This is a genomic window from Defluviitoga sp., assembly GCF_035349255.1.
GTDB lineage: Bacteria > Thermotogota > Thermotogae > Petrotogales > Petrotogaceae > Defluviitoga.
In genome coordinates this window covers 15,445-32,819 of sequence record NZ_DAOPSE010000009.1, presented here as the reverse complement: position 1 = coordinate 32,819, position 17,375 = coordinate 15,445, and the positions used below count along the sequence as shown (strand labels likewise).

Below are 17,375 nucleotides of genomic sequence, written 5' to 3'. Positions count from 1 at the left end.
ATAATTGTAAAAGTTTTTATATGTCTTTTCTATAGTATTTAGAATTAAAATGAATTCTTTCTGCATCTTGATAAACTGCTTTTCTGGCTTCTTCTAAGGTAGCTGCTCTATTTACTAAACTTAATACTCTACCTCCGTTTGTTACAAGATCTGACCCTACTTTTTTTACACCTGAAAAGAATATTTTTGAACCAATACGAGGCTCAAAATGAATTTTTTCTCCTTTCATATAAGAAAAAGGATATCCTTCACTACAAAGTACCAAACATAAAGAATATCCATCGTACCATTCTATTTTAGAATCCATAATATTAGATTCAACTATATTTTCACTCAGTTCGAGTATATCGCTCTTTAGAAGATATAAAATTGATTGAGCCTCTGGATCGCCTAATCTAACATTATATTCCAAAACATATGGTTCTCCATTTTCTATTAACAGCCCTATATACAAAATCCCTTTATAGAATATATCTTCTTTTTCTAAACCGTTAATAGTAGGTAAAATAACTTTTTTGTCGATCTTTTTCATTAATCTTCCATCGATACTTGGATGAGGAGTTATTGCACCTAATCCACCGGTATTGGGACCTTTTTCCCCATCAAGCAACTTTTTATGATCTTTTGAAAAGTTAAAAAATTTATAGTTTCTTGCATCTAAGAGTAAAAATAATGAAGCTTCAAAACCATTTAGAAACCTTTCAATCACAATGTTCTTGCCAGCATCTGAAAATCTTGACTCAACCATCATTTCCTCAATTGCTTTAAATGCTTGCTCAAAATTATCGCAAATGAAAACTCCTTTTCCTGAAGCCAACCCGTCAGCTTTTACTACAACAGGATAATTTGTTTTTTTAGCAAAGTTAATAGCATTATTTGCGTTATCAAACACCTCAAAATTTGCTGTTTGAACATTATTTCTTCTCATAAATTGTTTTGAAAAAACCTTACTGCTTTCTAAATGAGCGGATTTTTTTTCAGGACCGATGATTGCTAAATTTTCTTCTCTGAACACATCAACTATCCCATTAGCAAGGTAGTCCTCCGAACCCACAAAAGTCAAATCTATTTTTTTGCTTTTGGCAAAATTTAAGATCTGTTCAACTGTTGTAGCATCAACTACCGAACATTTTTTTTCTAAAGAAATACCCTCATTCCCTGGAGCTACATACACTTCATCAACTTTATCACTTTGGGCAAATTTCCAAGCCAGAGCGTGTTCTCGCCCACCTTTTCCAACAACTAGTATTTTCATAATAACCATGAACCCTCCCCAGTGAGAAACTAATTCTATTTACTTTAATGTTTAAAATGCCTCATTTCAGTAAATACCATGGCAATACCATATTTATTGCACGCCTCAATAGATTCATTATCTCTAATGGAACCTCCAGGCTGAATAATTGCTTTTATCCCAAATTCCGCCGCTTTTTCTACAACGTCGCTAAAAGGAAAGAATGCGTCAGATGCCAGCACATCCGCTCCTTTGTCTTTGCTCCTTTCTAGTGCATCTATAGCAGCCCAAATTCTGTTAGTTTGACCACCACCAATACCTGTGGTAGCTTTATTTTTTGAAACAACTATTGCGTTGGACTTAACGTATTTTACTGCTTTCCAAGCAAATATGAGTTCGTCTTTTAAATTATCTGGAACTTGAGTTTCTGTGACAACTCTAAAATCATTGATAAAACCTTTATCAACTTCTTGAACTAGCATTCCACCGTCTATAGAGATATATTCAAATTTATCCATTGGTTTAGTTTTCATCTTTAAAACTCTCAGATTTTTCTTCTTTTGTAAGATTTTTAGAGCTTCTTCATCAAAATCTGGAGCCATTACTATCTCTAGAAAAATATTTTTTAATTCGTTTGCAGTCTCAACTTCCACCTTTCTATTAAAAGAGACTATGCCCCCAAATATCGAGACAGGATCACATTCATAAGCCTTCTTGAAAGCTTCTACAACACTATTTCCAAGGGCAATTCCACATGGAGTGTTATGTTTTACAGCACAGCAAGCTATTTCTTCATATTCATTTACAGCCCTCCAAGCTGCTTGGGCATCTCTTAGATTATTATACGACAATTCTTTACCGCTTAATTGTTCGAAAGTTGTCATACTTCCTTTTCTAACGGGATTCTGATAAAAAGAGGCTTTTTGGTGAGGGTTTTCACCATATCTCATTTCTTGGAATTGTTCTAATGGAAGAGCAATATATTTCTCAAATGTTCCTTTTGCAGAAGGAACAAGATCTTCTAGATAATTATAAATACAAGAATCATAAAATGCTGTCAGTTGAAAGGCCTTTAACGCAAGATATAAACGAAAGTCTTCGGTTATCTCCTCTTCGTTTTTTAATTTATCGATTAAAACATCGGCATCACAATCATCAACAACAACCAAAACATGTTTGTAATTTTTTGCTGCAGATCTAATCATAGTTGGCCCGCCAATATCAATATACTCCACTATCTCATCTAGAGACACGTTTGGTTTTTCTATTACTTCAAGAAATGGATACAGATTGACATAAACCAAATCTAGGGGTTCTATTTGTAGTTTCTCTAATGTATTCATGTCTTCAAGGTTATCTCTTCTTGCAAGAATTGCTCCATGGATTAAAGGATTTAAAGTTTTCACTCTACCTCCCAATATCTCAGGAAAATTTGTTAATTCTTCTACAGATGTAACATTGATTCCATTTTCTACTAATTTTTTAGCAGTTCCTCCGGTCGAAATAATTTCAATGCCTAGATCTTGTAATGATTTGGCAAAGTTCACAATTTTATCTTTTTTGTAGGTACTAATTAAAGCTCTTTTTATCAATTAACTTACACTCCTTTCTATTTTTGTGAGTTAAAAATGTAATTAAAAGATAAAAATTATTACTTTTCAGACAATATTTTTTCAATTACTTTTGGATAGTATTTATGTTCTATTTTATGTATCTTTTTTTCCAAGGTTTCGAGTGTATCTTTTTTTCTAATTCTCACTTTTTTTTGAAAAATTATTTGTCCAGTGTCTACTCCTTCATCAACATAATGAATAGTTATACCTGTATATCTTTCCTTGTTTTCGTAAGCTTTAGCAATCGCATTAAGTCCTTTATAATTTGGAAGTAAAGAAGGGTGAATATTAACTATTTTGCCTTTATAATGATTCACTATATAATTTGGTAAAATTCTCATATAACCAGCTAGAACCATTAAATCGAAATCTATAGACTTTAGATGATCAAAAAGAGCCAGATTATATTCGCTTTTATTTTTAAAATGTTTATAATCAATAATTTTATAATCGATATTTAACCTTTTTGCTCTTTGGATTACAAAGGCGTCTTTATTGTCAGTGATAAGTTGTTTTACCCGTATTGATTTAGATTTTGAAAAATATTTACATATAGATTCAAAATTAGAACCATTCCCGGAAGCAAGTATAATAATCTCTTTCATATAGACATAAACACCTCAGCCATTTTCTGTTTTTTGTTACCTAGATTGAGAATTAAATACTTATAATTATTTTTTTGTTATCGTTTTCTCTTTTTGTTTCCATGATATCTCCAATAATTAAAACTTCTTCAGAAAACTCGTTTTCTAATATTTCTGAAACTGTTTTGAGATTTTCTTTTGAAACTATGTATACCATTCCAACACCCATATTAAAGACATTAAACATCTCTTTAATATCTACACCAGCGTTTAAAATATCCTCGAAAACTTTTGGTGGATCCCAATTGAATTCTACATGTGCACACAAACCATTAGGAATTATTCTAGGAAGATTATCCGTGAGACCCCCACCAGTAATATGAGCAGCACCTTTTAAAAGATCTAAAATCCTTAAGGTTTGGTTAACGTATAATTTAGTGGGATACAATAACTCATTAGTTAGCTTAATCTTTTTTTCATTTAACAATTTCCTAACTAAGGAAAAACCGTTAGAATGAACACCTGAAGAAGTTAAAGCAATGATTTTATCTCCTACTGTTATTTTTGAATAGTCGAATATTTTGCTTTTTTCAGCTATTCCAACGGCAAAACCTGCGACATCTTCGCTGTTTGAATTGAAAACTCCAGGTAATTCGGCGGTTTCTCCTCCTAATAACTTACAATCAAATTTTTGAAGAGTATCATTTAAATATTTAATAAAACTCACAAAATCATCTTTGTTTAAAGAAGATGTTGCATAATAATCTAAGAAAAACAGAGGTTTTGCTGCCATACATACTAAATCATTAAGATTCATAGCAACAAGATCTATAGCAGCAGTTTGCCACATTTTATATTCCCGCAAAAGCTGTAACTTTGTGCCAACTCCATCTGTTGTTGCTACTAATACTGGTTCCTCATAATCTTGCAAAATTCCGTTTATTGGGAATATGCCCGCATAAACTCCTATATTTTCACCTATAAGATTTTTGATCATTGCAATACTTTCATTTGCCTTGTTTATATCTACTCCCGAATCTTTGTATAACATTTTATTCCTCCATTTAAAAAGTTTATAAAAATGCACCCCCTTGTTCCCGTTTCTATTTGTCGTAAAAGTCTTGTTTTAGAATTCATTAGATTTTTGGAGTGTCTAAAAATCTATGTCTGAAAACAGTGAAAACAATAGTTAGCAACCTTTACATCTAGATAGTTTGAAAGATATTGTAAAGATAAAAATTCGAGTGAATCAGCATTTACTATTCTTTTAATATCTTCTTTGCTTTTGTTTGCTCCTATAATATCTTTTTTATCCGGAATATCTATACCCCAATAACATGTGTTCACTACCATAGGAGAAGCTATTCTGATATGAACCTTTTTAGCCCCGTTTTCTTTCAACATCTTTACTATATGTTTCATAGTTGTACCTCTTACCATTGAATCATCTATTAAAACTATGTCTTTATTTTCAATAACTTCCTTTACTGGCGAAAGCTTTCTTCTTACACTTAACTTTCTTTCCTGTATATCAGGGTCTATGAAAGTTCTTCCTATATATTTGTTTCTCATCAAACCTAACTCTAAAGGGATACCGGAAGCTTTCGAATATCCAAGAGCTGCTGAAAAACCGCTGTCCATAACGGGAACAATTATATCTGCTTCAACAGGATGCTCTTTAGCTGTTAACTCCCCTAGCTTTTCTCTCATTAGATGGACATTATCACCATAAATATTGGAATCAGGTCTGGCAAAATAAATATGCTCAAAAAAACAATATCGATATTTGTTGTTTTTATTTATTTTATAACTTTTTAGACCTTCTGAATTTATTTCTATCATTTCTCCAGGTTCTACTTCTCTTATTTTTGAATTATTTAATTTAAAGAATTTAAATGCACTATCTTCTGAAGCTAAATACACTGCATCATCTGTTTCACAGATTGCCAGCGGTCTATATCCATACCTATCTCTTAAAGCAATTATTTTATTTTTAAATAACAAAAGTAAGGAATATGATGGAGAAATATGTTTGTCTATTAATTTTGCAATATTTTCAGGATCCCAAGTTGAGGGCGCACCTTTTAAGTTTGTTACTAATAAATGAGGTATTAATTCTGTGTCTGAAGTAGTAAAAAAAATGGTTCCCTTTTCTTCAAATAGATCCCTCAAAAAAGCACTGTTTTCTATTTGACCGTTATGAGCGACACTAAAAAATTCTCCTTTGTATTTAACCGTTAATGGTTCAGCATTTGCATAGTTTGAAAAACCATTTGTAGAGTATTTTACATGTCCAATACCAAAAGATCCTTTAATTCTTTTGATAACCTCTTTTGGAAATACATCGTTCACTACCCCCATTCCCTTATATGTTTGTATGTTTTCTCCATTAGAAACGGCTATACCTGCCGACTCTTGCCCCCTATGTTGTAACGCAATTAAACCTTCAATAATTTGTGCACTCACGTTAAATGAAGAGTCTTTATGATAGACAGCAAATAATCCACAGTTCTCATTTAACATAAATGGTCCTCCAAAATCTTTGGGATACAGTTAAAATAAATGTTACTCAGAACATTAAAATCAAAATTTTCAATTCCAATATTTATTCCTTTTTCTTTCCTTACTACTTTTCCAAGTTTCCTAAATTCTATGTTTTTTGATTTCGCAAGTTCTTCCAACTTTGAGCTATCTGTAGGTGAAACTGAAACAATAAACATACCTTGATTTTCACCAAATAACTCTTCAACATTGGATCCAATGTATCCCTCAAAACCAAAGTCACTACAAATACAGGATTCTACTACAGCAAACAGTATACCACCCTTTGAAACATCATGTACACTTTTTACCACCCTGTTATCAATCAGTTCAAGAATAAATTTATTAAGCTGTATTTCTCGCAAAGGATTTACAGTATCCATTTCACCACCGATAAAATCTTTTATAATATATAGAAAAAGACTTCCGCCTATTTTTTCCACATTTATTTGTTGTTTCCCAATTAGATAAATTTCGTCGTCAACACTTTTGAATTTCATATTGAGCAATTTATCAACATCTTCAATTTCTCCAACCATGCCGATTACAGGTGTTGGATATATAGATACGTCATTATAAGAATTGTAAAAACTGACGTTTCCACTTACTACAGGGGTACATAATTCTACACTTGCGCTTATCAATCCTTCAATAGTCCGCTCGAATTGCCAAGAAACTTCGTTATTTTCAGGATTTCCAAAGTTCAAATTGTCTGTTATTGCTAAGGGCTTAGCCCCGATAGAAATCAAATTTCTTGCTGCTTCATAAACAACATTTTTTGTTCCTTCATAAGGATCTAAATACGTATAAAGCTCGTTACTATCAATTGTAACGGCTATAGCTTTTTGAGTTCCTTTTAACCACATTGCTGAGGAATCTGCGTCTCCAGGAACAATTAAAGTGTTTGTTCCAACTTGGTAATCATATTGTTCATAAACCCACCTTTTACTTCCTAAGGTAGGATGACCCAATAACTTTTTCAAAACAGAATCGATACTGCCTTCTACCTCGGGAATTTTTCGCCCTCGATTTATATAATACGATGAAGGAACAGTGTTGTTTCGATAGTATTCGGGGGCGTTAACCAGAATTTCAATGGGTAGATCTGCAAGAACCTTCCCCTCTTCTTTTTCCAGAACTCTATATGATGGTGTTTTAATTGTTTTTCCAATTACTGAAAATTCTATCGTGTATTTATCACAGATCTTCTTAATTTGCTCCTCGCTACCTTTCTCGATTAAAAAAAGCATCCTTTCCTGAGATTCAGAAAGCATGATTTCCCACGGTTTTATATCTTCTTGTCTTATTGGGATTTTATCTAAATATAATTCACACCCTAAATTGCCTTTGTAAGCCATTTCAGATGTAGAACTCAAAATACCTGCAGCTCCCATATCTTGACAGGCTTTTACCGCCTTGATTTGCATTATTTCCAAAGAAGCTTCAATTAGATTTTTCTCTGCAAAGGGATCACCCACTTGAATAGAAGGCCTTTCAATTGATTCTTCTTTACCAAATTCTTTAGAAGCAAAAGATGCCCCATGAACGCCATCTGGACCTGTTTTAGAACCAACGTACACCATAAGTTTATCCGGACCATCTGCACGAGAAGACATTAATTTATTTTTATCGGCAACCCCTATACACATTACATTAGTTAAAGGATTATTATTATAAGTGTCATGAAAAGAGATTTCTCCTGCAATAGTTGGAATACCTATTGTATTACCATAACCACTAATCCCTGAAACGACACCTTTAAAAATTTTATTAACTTTTGGCTTAGTAAGTTCTCCAAATTTTAAAGAATTTAATAGTGCTAAAGGTCTTACTCCCATAGCCAAAATATCCCTTACAATACCCCCAATTCCAGTAGCTGCACCTTGGTAAGGTTCGACTGCACTTGGATGATTATGGCTTTCCACTTTGAAAACAACTACTTTATCTCCTATTTCTACGTAACCAGCATTTTCACTTTCAAAACTAGTATTTAACTTCTTTAAATAATATTTTGAATGTTTATATCCACAATGTTCAGACCATTGTGCAGAAAAAAGATAAATTTCAAATTCATTTGGTTCTCTTCCTAACCTTTCTACAATCAGATTGTATTCTAAATTTGAGAGTCCTAAATTTAAGGCTAACTGTAGAATATTCATCGAATTATTCACGAGATAAAAACCTCCTAATTGATTCAAAAATTGGATTATTTTCACCGTAACCAAATAGAGGATGAGCTGCTCTTTCTATATGGAGCATAGTTCCAAAAACATTCATATCTTTATTAACAATACCTGCTATGTTTTCATATGATCCATTAGGATTTTGAACATATTTTAAAACAATTTGATTCTCATTGATATCTTTTTCATTAACTTCATAACGTCCATATCTGCAAGCAATAGGGAACTTGAAGATTTTCTCATCTGAAATTATTGAATTAGTAAAGGGAGTTTCAAAATTGGTTATCTCAACTAAAACATATTTACATATAAAAGAATTAGATTCATTTAAAGCTAGGGCACCTGGTAATATACCAGCTTCGGTTAAAACTTGAAAACCATTACCTATACCAATAACTAAACCTCTGTTTTTTGAAACATATTTCTCAACGCTTTTTGTAACTTCAGAATGTTTTGCAAATGCACCCGGCCTTAAATAATCTCCAAAAGAGGCTCCTCCAGGCAAGCATATCAAATCATACTCTAAAGATTTATCAAAATCATGCCATATATAATCAACTGAAAAATTGTTCCTTTGTAAGGCAAAGTAAGCGTCTCTTTCTCCATTTGTGCCAGGAAACACCAATACAGCAGCTTTTATTTCCACTAAAATCACTCCTCTTGTATTTGGAAGATTTGATAATATTCTAGCACTGGATTGACTAATACATTAGAAGCTATTTCTTCAGCAATTTCATTAGCTCTTTGAAGATTGCTCTCGTTAATAGTTAATCTTATACTTTTATCGAAATTCACTTGTTCAACTGGATAATTTAGCTTTTTAAGTATGTCATATGTAACGTTTCCTTGGGGATCCAGTATTCCTTCTTTTAGTTTTAGTTTTATTTCAAAAACAAATTTTTTATTGACGGTATCTTTTTTCATATTTTTAGCCTCCCTAAGATCTCTGTGTATGCTGTAATTAAATCTCCTTTATCTTCTCTATAAACATCTTTATCAAAAGATTCCATCGTCTTGGCATCCCAAAATCTACAAGTGTCTGGAGAAATTTCATCAATTAATAGTAGTTGATTATTCTCTTTAGATAAACCAAATTCCAATTTGTAATCGACCAATATAATTCCTACCTTCTCTAAGTAATCAGAAAGAATTTTATTAACCTTTTTAGAAATAGAGATTATATCTTCCAGTATTTCCTTAGAAGTTATTTTTAAAAGTAAAATCGCTTCTTTTGTAATCATTGGATCTTTTAACTCATCGTTTTTAAGAGAAAATTCCACCAATGGAAAATCAAATTTATATCCTTTTGGTACACCGTACCTTTTACAAAAACTACCTGCTGCATAGTTCCTTACTATAACTTCCAAAGGAATCAAATTTGTCCATTTTGCAATGAACGCTTTATCATCGTAATCTCTAATGTAGTGGGTATTCATACCTTCTTGGTTTAATAACTCAAAAAAATGTGAAGAAATTTTTTTATTAATTTTCCCTTTATTGACAATATTATTTTTTTTCACACCATTAAAGGCGGTTACATCATCTTTAAATTCGATTAGAAGTTCGTAGTCATTGTATTTATAAACCTTTTTAGCTTTACCTTCATACAATAGTTCAAATTCATACTCATTTTCCATTATTTTTCACCATCCATTTCAATCAGTCTTTTAACAAAATAAGCAGCATTCCTTACGCCAGTGTTTCCAATACCCATTGTAGCAACGGGTACTCCACTCGGCATTTGAACCATTGATAACAGAGCATCTACTCCATTTAATGGGCCAACGTCTATCGGAACGCCAATGACAGGAAGATCTGTTAACGAAGCAACTATACCTGGTAAGGCAGCAGAAAGTCCTGCAACAGCAATTATTGCATAGTATTCATCCTTCTGTAGATTCTCAACAAAATTCATAAGTTCCTTGAGATTTCTATGGGCACTAAGTACAATATACTCATAGTCAATTTTCCACTCCTCGAAAAGTCCAATAGCTTGTTTTACAAAAACTTCATCGGATTTACTTCCAGAAATTATTAGTACTTTTTTCATTTAAAATCTCCTTTCAGTTTTTTGCTTTTTGATAAAAATAAAAAATCCTACCTTTTTATATAATGTAAATAACAGAAGAGAGGTAGGATTTTTAATCAATTTACCCCTCTTACTGTAGCCAAACAGTTTACGGCTGTTTGGTAGAGACTGCTGAACCCTATTATCAGCATTATACAGAAAGAGGTACAAAAACTTATTTAACTGTGTTATGAAGATATTTTAACAGGGAAAAAGATAGTTATTGTTAACACATTGAAAATATTAAATTTCATAATTAATATTTCTTATTTGTCTTTTTAATTATGTGATTGATTCTCGCTATTTCGTCTAAATCTTTAATTTCTTGCCTTTTTTCTTCCATCTTATAATCCTCTAACCTTTTATCTTTAAGTTTTTGTAAGATATCTTTTTCTCTTTTGGCTTGTAAATAATTTTCTAATGCAGTTTCTTCTTCTTTTACTTTTTTCTCTAATTCAACGAAAAGTTTATTTAATTGCTCATTAAGGTGTTTTTTATATTCTATCATATTAGTCAATTTTGTCACAGAAACGGCTTCTTTTATTTCATTTCTAAACTCATTTGAAAAACTATCTATCTTTTTATTTAATACTATAATATCTTCTTCAACTTTTCTTCTTTCCTCCACTTTTTTTCCTAATTCAATTCTTGCAGAATCTTCGAATTTTTCTTTTAAGTTTTGCACCCTATCTAATCTATATTTGAACCCCATATCTCAATTCCCCCAACCTCTATTATTAACTCACTTTATGCCATACCTGTCAAGTTTGTAGTATAAATTTCTCACTGTCAAACCTAATCTTCTTGCAACCTCAGTTTTGTTTCCGTGACAAACTTCCAAAAGCTCTAAAATAATCTTTTTTTCAAATTCTTCTGTCATTTCTTTTAGAGTACCTTTTATATTTTCATTTGTTTCAAGCAAATCTGGGATATGCGCTGAAGTAATGACAACATCATTCTCACCTAACGAGAGCATAGCTCTATCTAAAACATTTTCTAACTCTCTTATATTGCCAGGCCACGAATAATTAATTAATTTTTCTAAAGCATCATCAGTAAAACCATATACTATTCTTCCATACTTTTGATTTAAACCATGCAATAATTGTTTTGCAAGCTCTGGTATATCATCTTTTCTTTCCCTAAGTGCAGGAACTTCTATAGTTACTACTGAAATTTTATAAAGAAGCTCTTTAGAAAATTTGCCCAAACCCACTAACATCCTAAGATCTTCCGTAGTTGCAAAAATTAATCTGACACTAGGATTAAAAATGATTGAATCGTTTTCTATAGTTCTATCTATTAAAAATTTGAAAAGTTTATCCTGGATCTCTAAATCTAAAGCATGAATGTTTTCCAAAAAAACTGTCCCTTTTTCTCCCTGTATAAGATAACTATTTTCTCCAAAGAGATACTCATACTGCCTTTCTTTAGATAATAAAGATAAATTTATTCGAAGATAAGGCCCTGCTTTTCTTTGGCTTGCATTATGTATTGCTTGAGCTAAAACTTCTTTACCTACCCCAAACTCACCAGCTAAAAGAATATCAACGTCCAAAGAACCAACTTTTGTGGCTTGAGTTATTACGTTTTTCATAGCCTCAGAGTTAGCAACAATATCGTTGAAGGTATATCTTGCACTTTGCTTCTTCAGCATTCTTTTTGTTGCTTCTAATTCATTGATTAATCTTTGTATTTCAGAAATGTCGTGTATAACAGCTACACTACCCTTGAATTCATTTTTAACAAATATTGGTGTAACACTTGCCACTACCTCTTTTTTATTAGTGGCTAGTCTTCTTCGAACATTGAAAATTGGTTTTTTCTCTTTTGCGCACAAAATATGTAAACTTTCCCCTTCTGCTAGATCTACCGTCGCAGGCTTACCAATAACTTCTCTAGGAGTTAGCCCGGTAATTTTTGTATATGCTCTGTTAACCATTGTGACTCTTCCTTCTTGATCAGCAACAGAAATTGCATCTGAAGTAGAATCTATAATAGAGGTTAACAACGCCTCAATTTCTCTTAGATTAGTGATCTCTTCAGCCAACTTTTGTATGGTAGTTATGTCCCTAAAAACCGCTGCCACCGCAATAGTTTCATTTTTACTATTCTTTATAGGCATTCTGGAGGTTAATATAACCTTATTCCCTAAATTTTGTAATTTATCATATTCTGGTTCACCTGTTCGCAAAACTATATGCAGCCTAGTATTAGGGACTGTTTCAACGACACTTTGTCCCAAAATTTTTTCTTTCTCAACTTCAAATATTCTACAGGCAGCATCATTAACATAAATTATATTCTCTCTTTCATCTATGATCATAATGCCTTCCTGTAACTGGTCTAAAACAGACTTCATCAATTCAACTTCTGTCATAAAAGATCACCTCAATAGATAAAATACATCACCTTTTTAATTCTACGCCTTCTGAAGCTAACAAATGAGTTTGTATCCATCCGTTTTTAAAACCAAGAGATTCCATGTAAGATATAACTTCCTCATATTCGGATTTATGTAAATAACGAGAAATTTTCTCATATTGCTTAGCTTTATAAACAGGAACGTATTGGTCCATTAGACTAATATGAACATTCTCAGAAATTTCATATTTAATAAACTTAAGAGCCTCTTTAACTTGGTTTAAATAATTTGGAAGAACCAAGAGTCTAATTATTATACCTCTTTTTAATTCATACGTTTCATCGTCTAGAATGAAAGTATCTCCTATTTGACGATACATTTCTTTTACTGCCAACTGTGCATTAGACCAATAATCCTTTACTCCCGAATATTTTTTACCTACGATATTACTTGTATATCTTATATCAGGTAAATAAATATCAATTATACCTTCCAAAATTTCTAATGTTTCGACTTTTTCATATGAAGATGTATTCCAAATAATGGGAAGACTGAAACCTCTTTCGATTGCATATATTAATGCGTCAAAAATAAATGGAAGGTAGGGTGTTGCTGTAACCAAATCTAAATTAGAGGCTCCTTTTTCAAATTGCAAAATTAGAAAAATTTCTCCTAACTCTTTTGAAGAGATCTCCTTACCTCTTCCTAATTGACTGAATTGAAAATTTTGACAATACACACATCTCATCGTACAGTTACTAAAAAAAACTGCTCCTGCACCCTTTTCTCCTTGCAAAACAGGTTCTTCACCAGGATACAAAACAAATTCAGATACTTTAATTTTATTTCCTACCCTACAACTACCAATATACTTATTTCTGTTAATTCTACATTCGCGAGGACATAGATCACAATTTTCTAGTTTTCTCATTAATTTCTCTTTCTTTTTATTAAGTTCACCTGTTTCATATTGCTTTACATATGAAGGAACAAAATTCACTATACTACAACACTCCTTTTTCTAGAATGCACAACATTCATACGAATATTCAATTTCATAATTCATGTCTATAGCCTTTTTGATTGTATTATTTATTGGTTGTACAATTTTATCAACAATCCCTAATAAACTCTCTTGCAATTTTGCCCTATAAACACCTTTTGGTTGCATGCATCCTAGAATCAAAACTTTATCTGGACATCTTTCTCTTACTTTCGTCATAAATGATTTGACCTTTTCTACATCCGGTGGATTTTCATTAGCAAATTTGGTCCCATTTGTAGGAATAAACACTAAAAATATTATATCACTCAAATTTTTTATATTTTCACTAATTACTGTTAACTTTTCTACCGCCTTAAATTCGTGAGTGATTTGACCATTGTTTAAACCAATAGTTATGTGGGGTTTTACATTGATTCCATTTTCCAAGAGTTCAAAGAAAATATCCCAACTTTTATCAAAAAAATCATGTCCATAAACATTGACCATTGTCTCTTTATCTCCAATCAAATCATAAGAAACTACATCCGCTAATTCTTTTAAATATGGAATATCTTCATAATCCATATATCCAGTATGAAAATTATATTTAAGACCGTAAGTTTTTTTTAAATTATATAATTTATTTTCAAATAATCCAATGGGGATCTTACCGTCTTTCATCAATCCGCCGCTTATTAAAAACGAATTTATCCCTTGCTTTATTAAATCATTCATATCTTTTATTTTTGACATGTTTTTAAGGTAATGTCCATTACAATGATTACAGTTGAATGAGCAGTAAGAGCCTGTTAAAGATATCGATGAAGTTTTTTCAAGTTTTACAAATTCAATCTTTTTTGATCTGTTCATTTTTGAGGTTCCTTCCCTTTTTCTCTTTACTTTTTTCAATGATCTTTTCACATGCAGTCTTAGCTGCTAGTTGTTCTGCAAACTTTTTTGAAAAACCTTCCCCAACTCCAAGGACTTCATCATCTAACTTAACAGCCACTTTATATTTCCTTGAATGTGGTGGCCCTGAAACACTCAATAAGGTATATTCTGGTAGTTTTTTTGCATAGTCTTGGGTAATTTCCTGTAATTTTGTTTTATAATCTAAGAAAAGGTTCCCTTCAACTGCATCCTCTATATATTCTTTCATATTTTTTATGATGTAATCTCTTGCCTCTTCATATCCACAACTTAAATAGATAGCAGCGAATAATGCCTCTAACGCGTTGGATAGTATAGAACTTTTCTTTCTACCGCCTTGCAATTCTTCCCCTTTTCCAAGAAATAAAAAATTGCTTAGACCAATATCTTGTGCTACTTTGGCTAAGATTGTTTCACTACCAATTACCGCTCTAGCCTTGGACATTTCACCCTCAGACAAATCATAATTAATATACAAAAATTCAGAAATGACAAGCTCCAATACTGCATCTCCGAGAAATTCCAGCCTTTCATTGGAAATTAATTTTCTCTTTTGATCATCATTTTCATATGCGTAAGATTTATGAACTAGAGAAACATACAAAAGTTCTTTGCTTACGCATTTAGGCAAATTTAAAGAATCTAAGGCCTTCAAAATAATTTTTTCTTCTTGAGGCAATAATTGAAAAAATTTTTCTTCTTGATAACTCATTTTTTAATAATAAGACCTTTTATTTTTTTGATTAAAGAATCGATATCAAATCCATATAATCTTTGTATATCTTTATTGGTTCCAGAGGGAGCGTAATCCTTTAAACCCAACGGCTCAAAGTATTTAGGGTATATGGAATTTTTTACAATAGATTTTGATAATTCATTAGCTAGGCCACTTTCTACGTTATGATCTTCCAAAGTCAATACAATTTTTCCTTCAACATACTCTCTAAATTTAGTAATATCAAAAAATAGAGGAGTAGGAACAGCTATAATTGAAATTTTAATCCCTTCTTCTCTTAATACCTCTGAAGCCTCAACTGCTATGTGAGTAAAACTACCATAAGTAAAAATCGTTAAGTCTTCTCCTCTTCTTAGAAGATCAACTTCACCATATTTAAATTCATAATTTTCTCCATAAAAAATTTCTCCATCCTCGTCTAACAAAATAGGTAGATTAGATCTTCCTGCTGCTATAACTATATTGCCTGGTGTTTTTGCGGCATATCTCACAACTTTGTCTGTCTGGTTAGCATCACAAGGAACTATTAGTTTTGTATTGTAGAAGTTGCGTACAACACCTATGTAATTGACTTCATGATGTGTTTTACCGTCTTCACCAACATCCGTTCCACAGTGAGTAACTACAGTTTTTAAATTTGTCTTGTTAATATCGTTTAATCTTTGCTGGTTGAACACTTCATCCAATCCGAAAACGCCGAAATCCGCAAAAAAAGTTAACACACCACTTATAGATAAAGCGCCGGCAATAGTTGCAGCGTTGTGTTCCTCTATTCCAATTTGAATATAGCCTTCAGGATTTACCTTTTCAAATTTTTCTAATTTAACAGAAGGCTTCAAATCACAATCTACTGCAACAACAGGAAATTTATCTTTATTTAAAACTGCTATATCAGCAATTGCGTTCCCAAACGCATTTCTGTTAGCAACTTTCTCGCCTTTTTTGTAAATCTTAGCTTTTCCAATTTCAACATCTAATTCTATATTAGAATATTTAATTTCTTCTCTTTTCAAAGGAAGTTGTTTCCTTTTTTCAATATATTTTTGAATGTCATTTTCCAATTCTAATTCTTTTAAAGCTTTATCTAATTCTTCTAAAGTTAAGGCTTTACCGTGATAGGTAGGGGTGTTTTCCATAAAAGATACACCTTTACCAATAATGGTCTTAGCCACTATAACAGTTGGTCCAATTTTTTGATTTTCTGCAACTTCTAATGCATTGTTAATTTGTTTAAAATCATGGCCATCTATTTCTAAAACATTCCAACCTGCCGCTCGATATTCGGCTGCAATATCAACATATAAAATATCTCTTGCCCTACCAGATATTTGAATGTCATTATAATCAAGTAAGACTATAAGATTATTAAGGTTTTCTTTTCTGGCTGTTCTCCTTGCTTCTGCGATCTGTCCCTTTGCACTTTCTCCATCACTAGAAAAAACGTAAACTCTGTAATCTTTGTTAGATAATTTAGCAGCCAAAGCCATACCCACACCAGCTGATAATCCTTGACCCAAATTACCAGTAGACCATTCTACACCAGGTATACCACGAGTAACATGTCCCTCATATATAGTACCAACATGTCTAAAGCCTGATATAACTTCATCAATATTTAAAAAACCCATTCTTGCCAATGCAACATAATAGCCTGGAGAAGTATGTCCGTGACTTACAATAATTCTATCCCTATTTGGATCAAATGGATTCTCAGGAAAAAGATTTGCTCGATTCAATACAGAAAGGTACATATCAATTGAAGACATTGAACCCCCTGGATGACCTGAGTCGGCCACAGTTGTCATTTTTAATATATCTCCTCTTGCGACTCTGGCTAACTCCTTCAATTCTGCTAAACTTTTTTTCATCTAAGAAATCCCTCCTTTTTGATTAGAATGAATCGTCAACAGTTAAAAAGTTCTAAAAGAATTTTTTAATTATAAAAGAGATAAACGTTATAATACCACTTATTATAAGCATAGTCGTGATTGGAATATAAATAATAAAATTATCTTTCTTGATAATAATATCTCCAGGTAACCTTCCAAGTCTTATTTTTGAAGCCAACAAAACACCAATTATGATAAATAAGATACCAATAACTATAAAAAAAAGACCAATTTGCTTCATTATTTT

Annotated in this window: 17 protein-coding genes and 1 riboswitch; all 17 genes read right to left on the bottom strand. The window is 31.9% G+C overall.

Annotated features, from left to right (window positions below; translation table 11 throughout):
- Positions 1 to 16: 16 nt before the first annotated feature.
- A complete protein-coding gene (gene purD, locus PKN74_RS03855; RefSeq protein WP_472308792.1) occupies positions 17 to 1,255 on the bottom strand; it encodes a phosphoribosylamine--glycine ligase in 1,239 nt (412 codons plus the stop codon).
- Positions 1,256 to 1,299: 44 nt separating this feature from the next.
- Positions 1,300 to 2,826, bottom strand: a complete 1,527-nt coding sequence (gene purH, locus PKN74_RS03850) for a bifunctional phosphoribosylaminoimidazolecarboxamide formyltransferase/IMP cyclohydrolase (protein ID WP_472308790.1) — start codon at positions 2,824 to 2,826, stop codon at positions 1,300 to 1,302.
- A gap of 59 nt (positions 2,827 to 2,885) precedes the next feature.
- Entirely contained in the window at positions 2,886 to 3,452 is a 567-nt protein-coding gene (purN, locus tag PKN74_RS03845) for a phosphoribosylglycinamide formyltransferase (protein ID WP_472308788.1), read from the bottom strand.
- Positions 3,453 to 3,504: 52 nt separating this feature from the next.
- Positions 3,505 to 4,482 carry a phosphoribosylformylglycinamidine cyclo-ligase gene (purM, locus tag PKN74_RS03840; protein WP_472308786.1) on the bottom strand — a complete coding sequence of 326 codons (978 nt, stop codon included), beginning with the start codon at positions 4,480 to 4,482 and terminating at the stop codon, positions 3,505 to 3,507.
- Positions 4,483 to 4,592: 110 nt separating this feature from the next.
- Positions 4,593 to 5,954: an amidophosphoribosyltransferase gene (gene purF, locus PKN74_RS03835; RefSeq protein WP_472308784.1), complete on the bottom strand. Its 1,362-nt coding sequence runs from the start codon at positions 5,952 to 5,954 to the stop codon at positions 4,593 to 4,595.
- Positions 5,948 to 8,143 (bottom strand): phosphoribosylformylglycinamidine synthase subunit PurL, encoded by a 2,196-nt coding sequence (gene purL, locus PKN74_RS03830; protein ID WP_472308782.1) that lies wholly within the window; start codon positions 8,141 to 8,143, stop codon positions 5,948 to 5,950. Before purL ends, purF begins: the two co-directional genes overlap by 7 nt.
- Entirely contained in the window at positions 8,136 to 8,801 is a 666-nt protein-coding gene (gene purQ, locus PKN74_RS03825; protein ID WP_472308780.1) for a phosphoribosylformylglycinamidine synthase subunit PurQ, read from the bottom strand. The genes purL and purQ overlap by 8 nt, the downstream gene beginning before the upstream one ends.
- A gap of 5 nt (positions 8,802 to 8,806) precedes the next feature.
- Complete coding sequence (gene purS / locus PKN74_RS03820) at positions 8,807 to 9,079, bottom strand: phosphoribosylformylglycinamidine synthase subunit PurS (RefSeq protein ID WP_472308778.1); 273 nt, start codon at positions 9,077 to 9,079, stop codon at positions 8,807 to 8,809.
- The gene (gene purC / locus PKN74_RS03815; RefSeq protein WP_472308776.1) at positions 9,076 to 9,792 is read right to left on the bottom strand and encodes a phosphoribosylaminoimidazolesuccinocarboxamide synthase; all 717 of its coding nucleotides are present in this window, start codon (positions 9,790 to 9,792) and stop codon (positions 9,076 to 9,078) included. The genes purS and purC overlap by 4 nt, the downstream gene beginning before the upstream one ends.
- Entirely contained in the window at positions 9,792 to 10,205 is a 414-nt protein-coding gene (locus PKN74_RS03810; protein ID WP_472308774.1) for a 5-(carboxyamino)imidazole ribonucleotide mutase, read from the bottom strand. Before PKN74_RS03810 ends, purC begins: the two co-directional genes overlap by 1 nt.
- Before the next feature lie 95 nt (positions 10,206 to 10,300).
- Positions 10,301 to 10,402, bottom strand: a riboswitch (purine riboswitch).
- 77 nt (positions 10,403 to 10,479) lie between these two features.
- Positions 10,480 to 10,935: a flagellar export protein FliJ gene (fliJ, locus tag PKN74_RS03805; protein WP_472308772.1), complete on the bottom strand. Its 456-nt coding sequence runs from the start codon at positions 10,933 to 10,935 to the stop codon at positions 10,480 to 10,482.
- A 30-nt stretch (positions 10,936 to 10,965) separates the two neighbouring features.
- Positions 10,966 to 12,603 (bottom strand): sigma-54 interaction domain-containing protein, encoded by a 1,638-nt coding sequence (locus PKN74_RS03800; protein ID WP_472308770.1) that lies wholly within the window; start codon positions 12,601 to 12,603, stop codon positions 10,966 to 10,968.
- 28 nt (positions 12,604 to 12,631) lie between these two features.
- A complete protein-coding gene (locus tag PKN74_RS03795) occupies positions 12,632 to 13,588 on the bottom strand; it encodes a radical SAM protein (protein ID WP_472308768.1) in 957 nt (318 codons plus the stop codon).
- A gap of 21 nt (positions 13,589 to 13,609) precedes the next feature.
- The gene (locus PKN74_RS03790) at positions 13,610 to 14,443 is read right to left on the bottom strand and encodes a radical SAM protein (protein WP_472308766.1); all 834 of its coding nucleotides are present in this window, start codon (positions 14,441 to 14,443) and stop codon (positions 13,610 to 13,612) included.
- Complete coding sequence (gene rnc, locus PKN74_RS03785; RefSeq protein WP_472308764.1) at positions 14,421 to 15,215, bottom strand: ribonuclease III; 795 nt, start codon at positions 15,213 to 15,215, stop codon at positions 14,421 to 14,423. Before rnc ends, PKN74_RS03790 begins: the two co-directional genes overlap by 23 nt.
- Positions 15,212 to 17,107 carry a transketolase gene (locus PKN74_RS03780; RefSeq protein WP_472308762.1) on the bottom strand — a complete coding sequence of 632 codons (1,896 nt, stop codon included), beginning with the start codon at positions 17,105 to 17,107 and terminating at the stop codon, positions 15,212 to 15,214. The genes rnc and PKN74_RS03780 overlap by 4 nt, the downstream gene beginning before the upstream one ends.
- A gap of 52 nt (positions 17,108 to 17,159) precedes the next feature.
- Positions 17,160 to 17,369: a DUF2905 domain-containing protein gene (locus PKN74_RS03775; protein ID WP_472308760.1), complete on the bottom strand. Its 210-nt coding sequence runs from the start codon at positions 17,367 to 17,369 to the stop codon at positions 17,160 to 17,162.
- Positions 17,370 to 17,375: the final 6 nt, after the last annotated feature.

Coding starts and splice junctions, on each gene's coding strand:
- purD (WP_472308792.1), bottom strand. CDS start 1,255: ATGAAAATACTAGTTGTTGGAAAAGGTGGGCGAGAACACGCTCTGGCT.
- purN (WP_472308788.1), bottom strand. CDS start 3,452: ATGAAAGAGATTATTATACTTGCTTCCGGGAATGGTTCTAATTTTGAA.
- purM (WP_472308786.1), bottom strand. CDS start 4,482: ATGTTATACAAAGATTCGGGAGTAGATATAAACAAGGCAAATGAAAGT.
- purF (WP_472308784.1), bottom strand. CDS start 5,954: ATGTTAAATGAGAACTGTGGATTATTTGCTGTCTATCATAAAGACTCT.
- purS (WP_472308778.1), bottom strand. CDS start 9,079: ATGAAAAAAGATACCGTCAATAAAAAATTTGTTTTTGAAATAAAACTA.
- purC (WP_472308776.1), bottom strand. CDS start 9,792: ATGGAAAATGAGTATGAATTTGAACTATTGTATGAAGGTAAAGCTAAA.
- PKN74_RS03810 (WP_472308774.1), bottom strand. CDS start 10,205: ATGAAAAAAGTACTAATAATTTCTGGAAGTAAATCCGATGAAGTTTTT.
- fliJ (WP_472308772.1), bottom strand. CDS start 10,935: ATGGGGTTCAAATATAGATTAGATAGGGTGCAAAACTTAAAAGAAAAA.
- PKN74_RS03800 (WP_472308770.1), bottom strand. CDS start 12,603: ATGACAGAAGTTGAATTGATGAAGTCTGTTTTAGACCAGTTACAGGAA.
- PKN74_RS03790 (WP_472308766.1), bottom strand. CDS start 14,443: ATGAACAGATCAAAAAAGATTGAATTTGTAAAACTTGAAAAAACTTCA.
- rnc (WP_472308764.1), bottom strand. CDS start 15,215: ATGAGTTATCAAGAAGAAAAATTTTTTCAATTATTGCCTCAAGAAGAA.
- PKN74_RS03780 (WP_472308762.1), bottom strand. CDS start 17,107: ATGAAAAAAAGTTTAGCAGAATTGAAGGAGTTAGCCAGAGTCGCAAGA.
- PKN74_RS03775 (WP_472308760.1), bottom strand. CDS start 17,369: ATGAAGCAAATTGGTCTTTTTTTTATAGTTATTGGTATCTTATTTATC.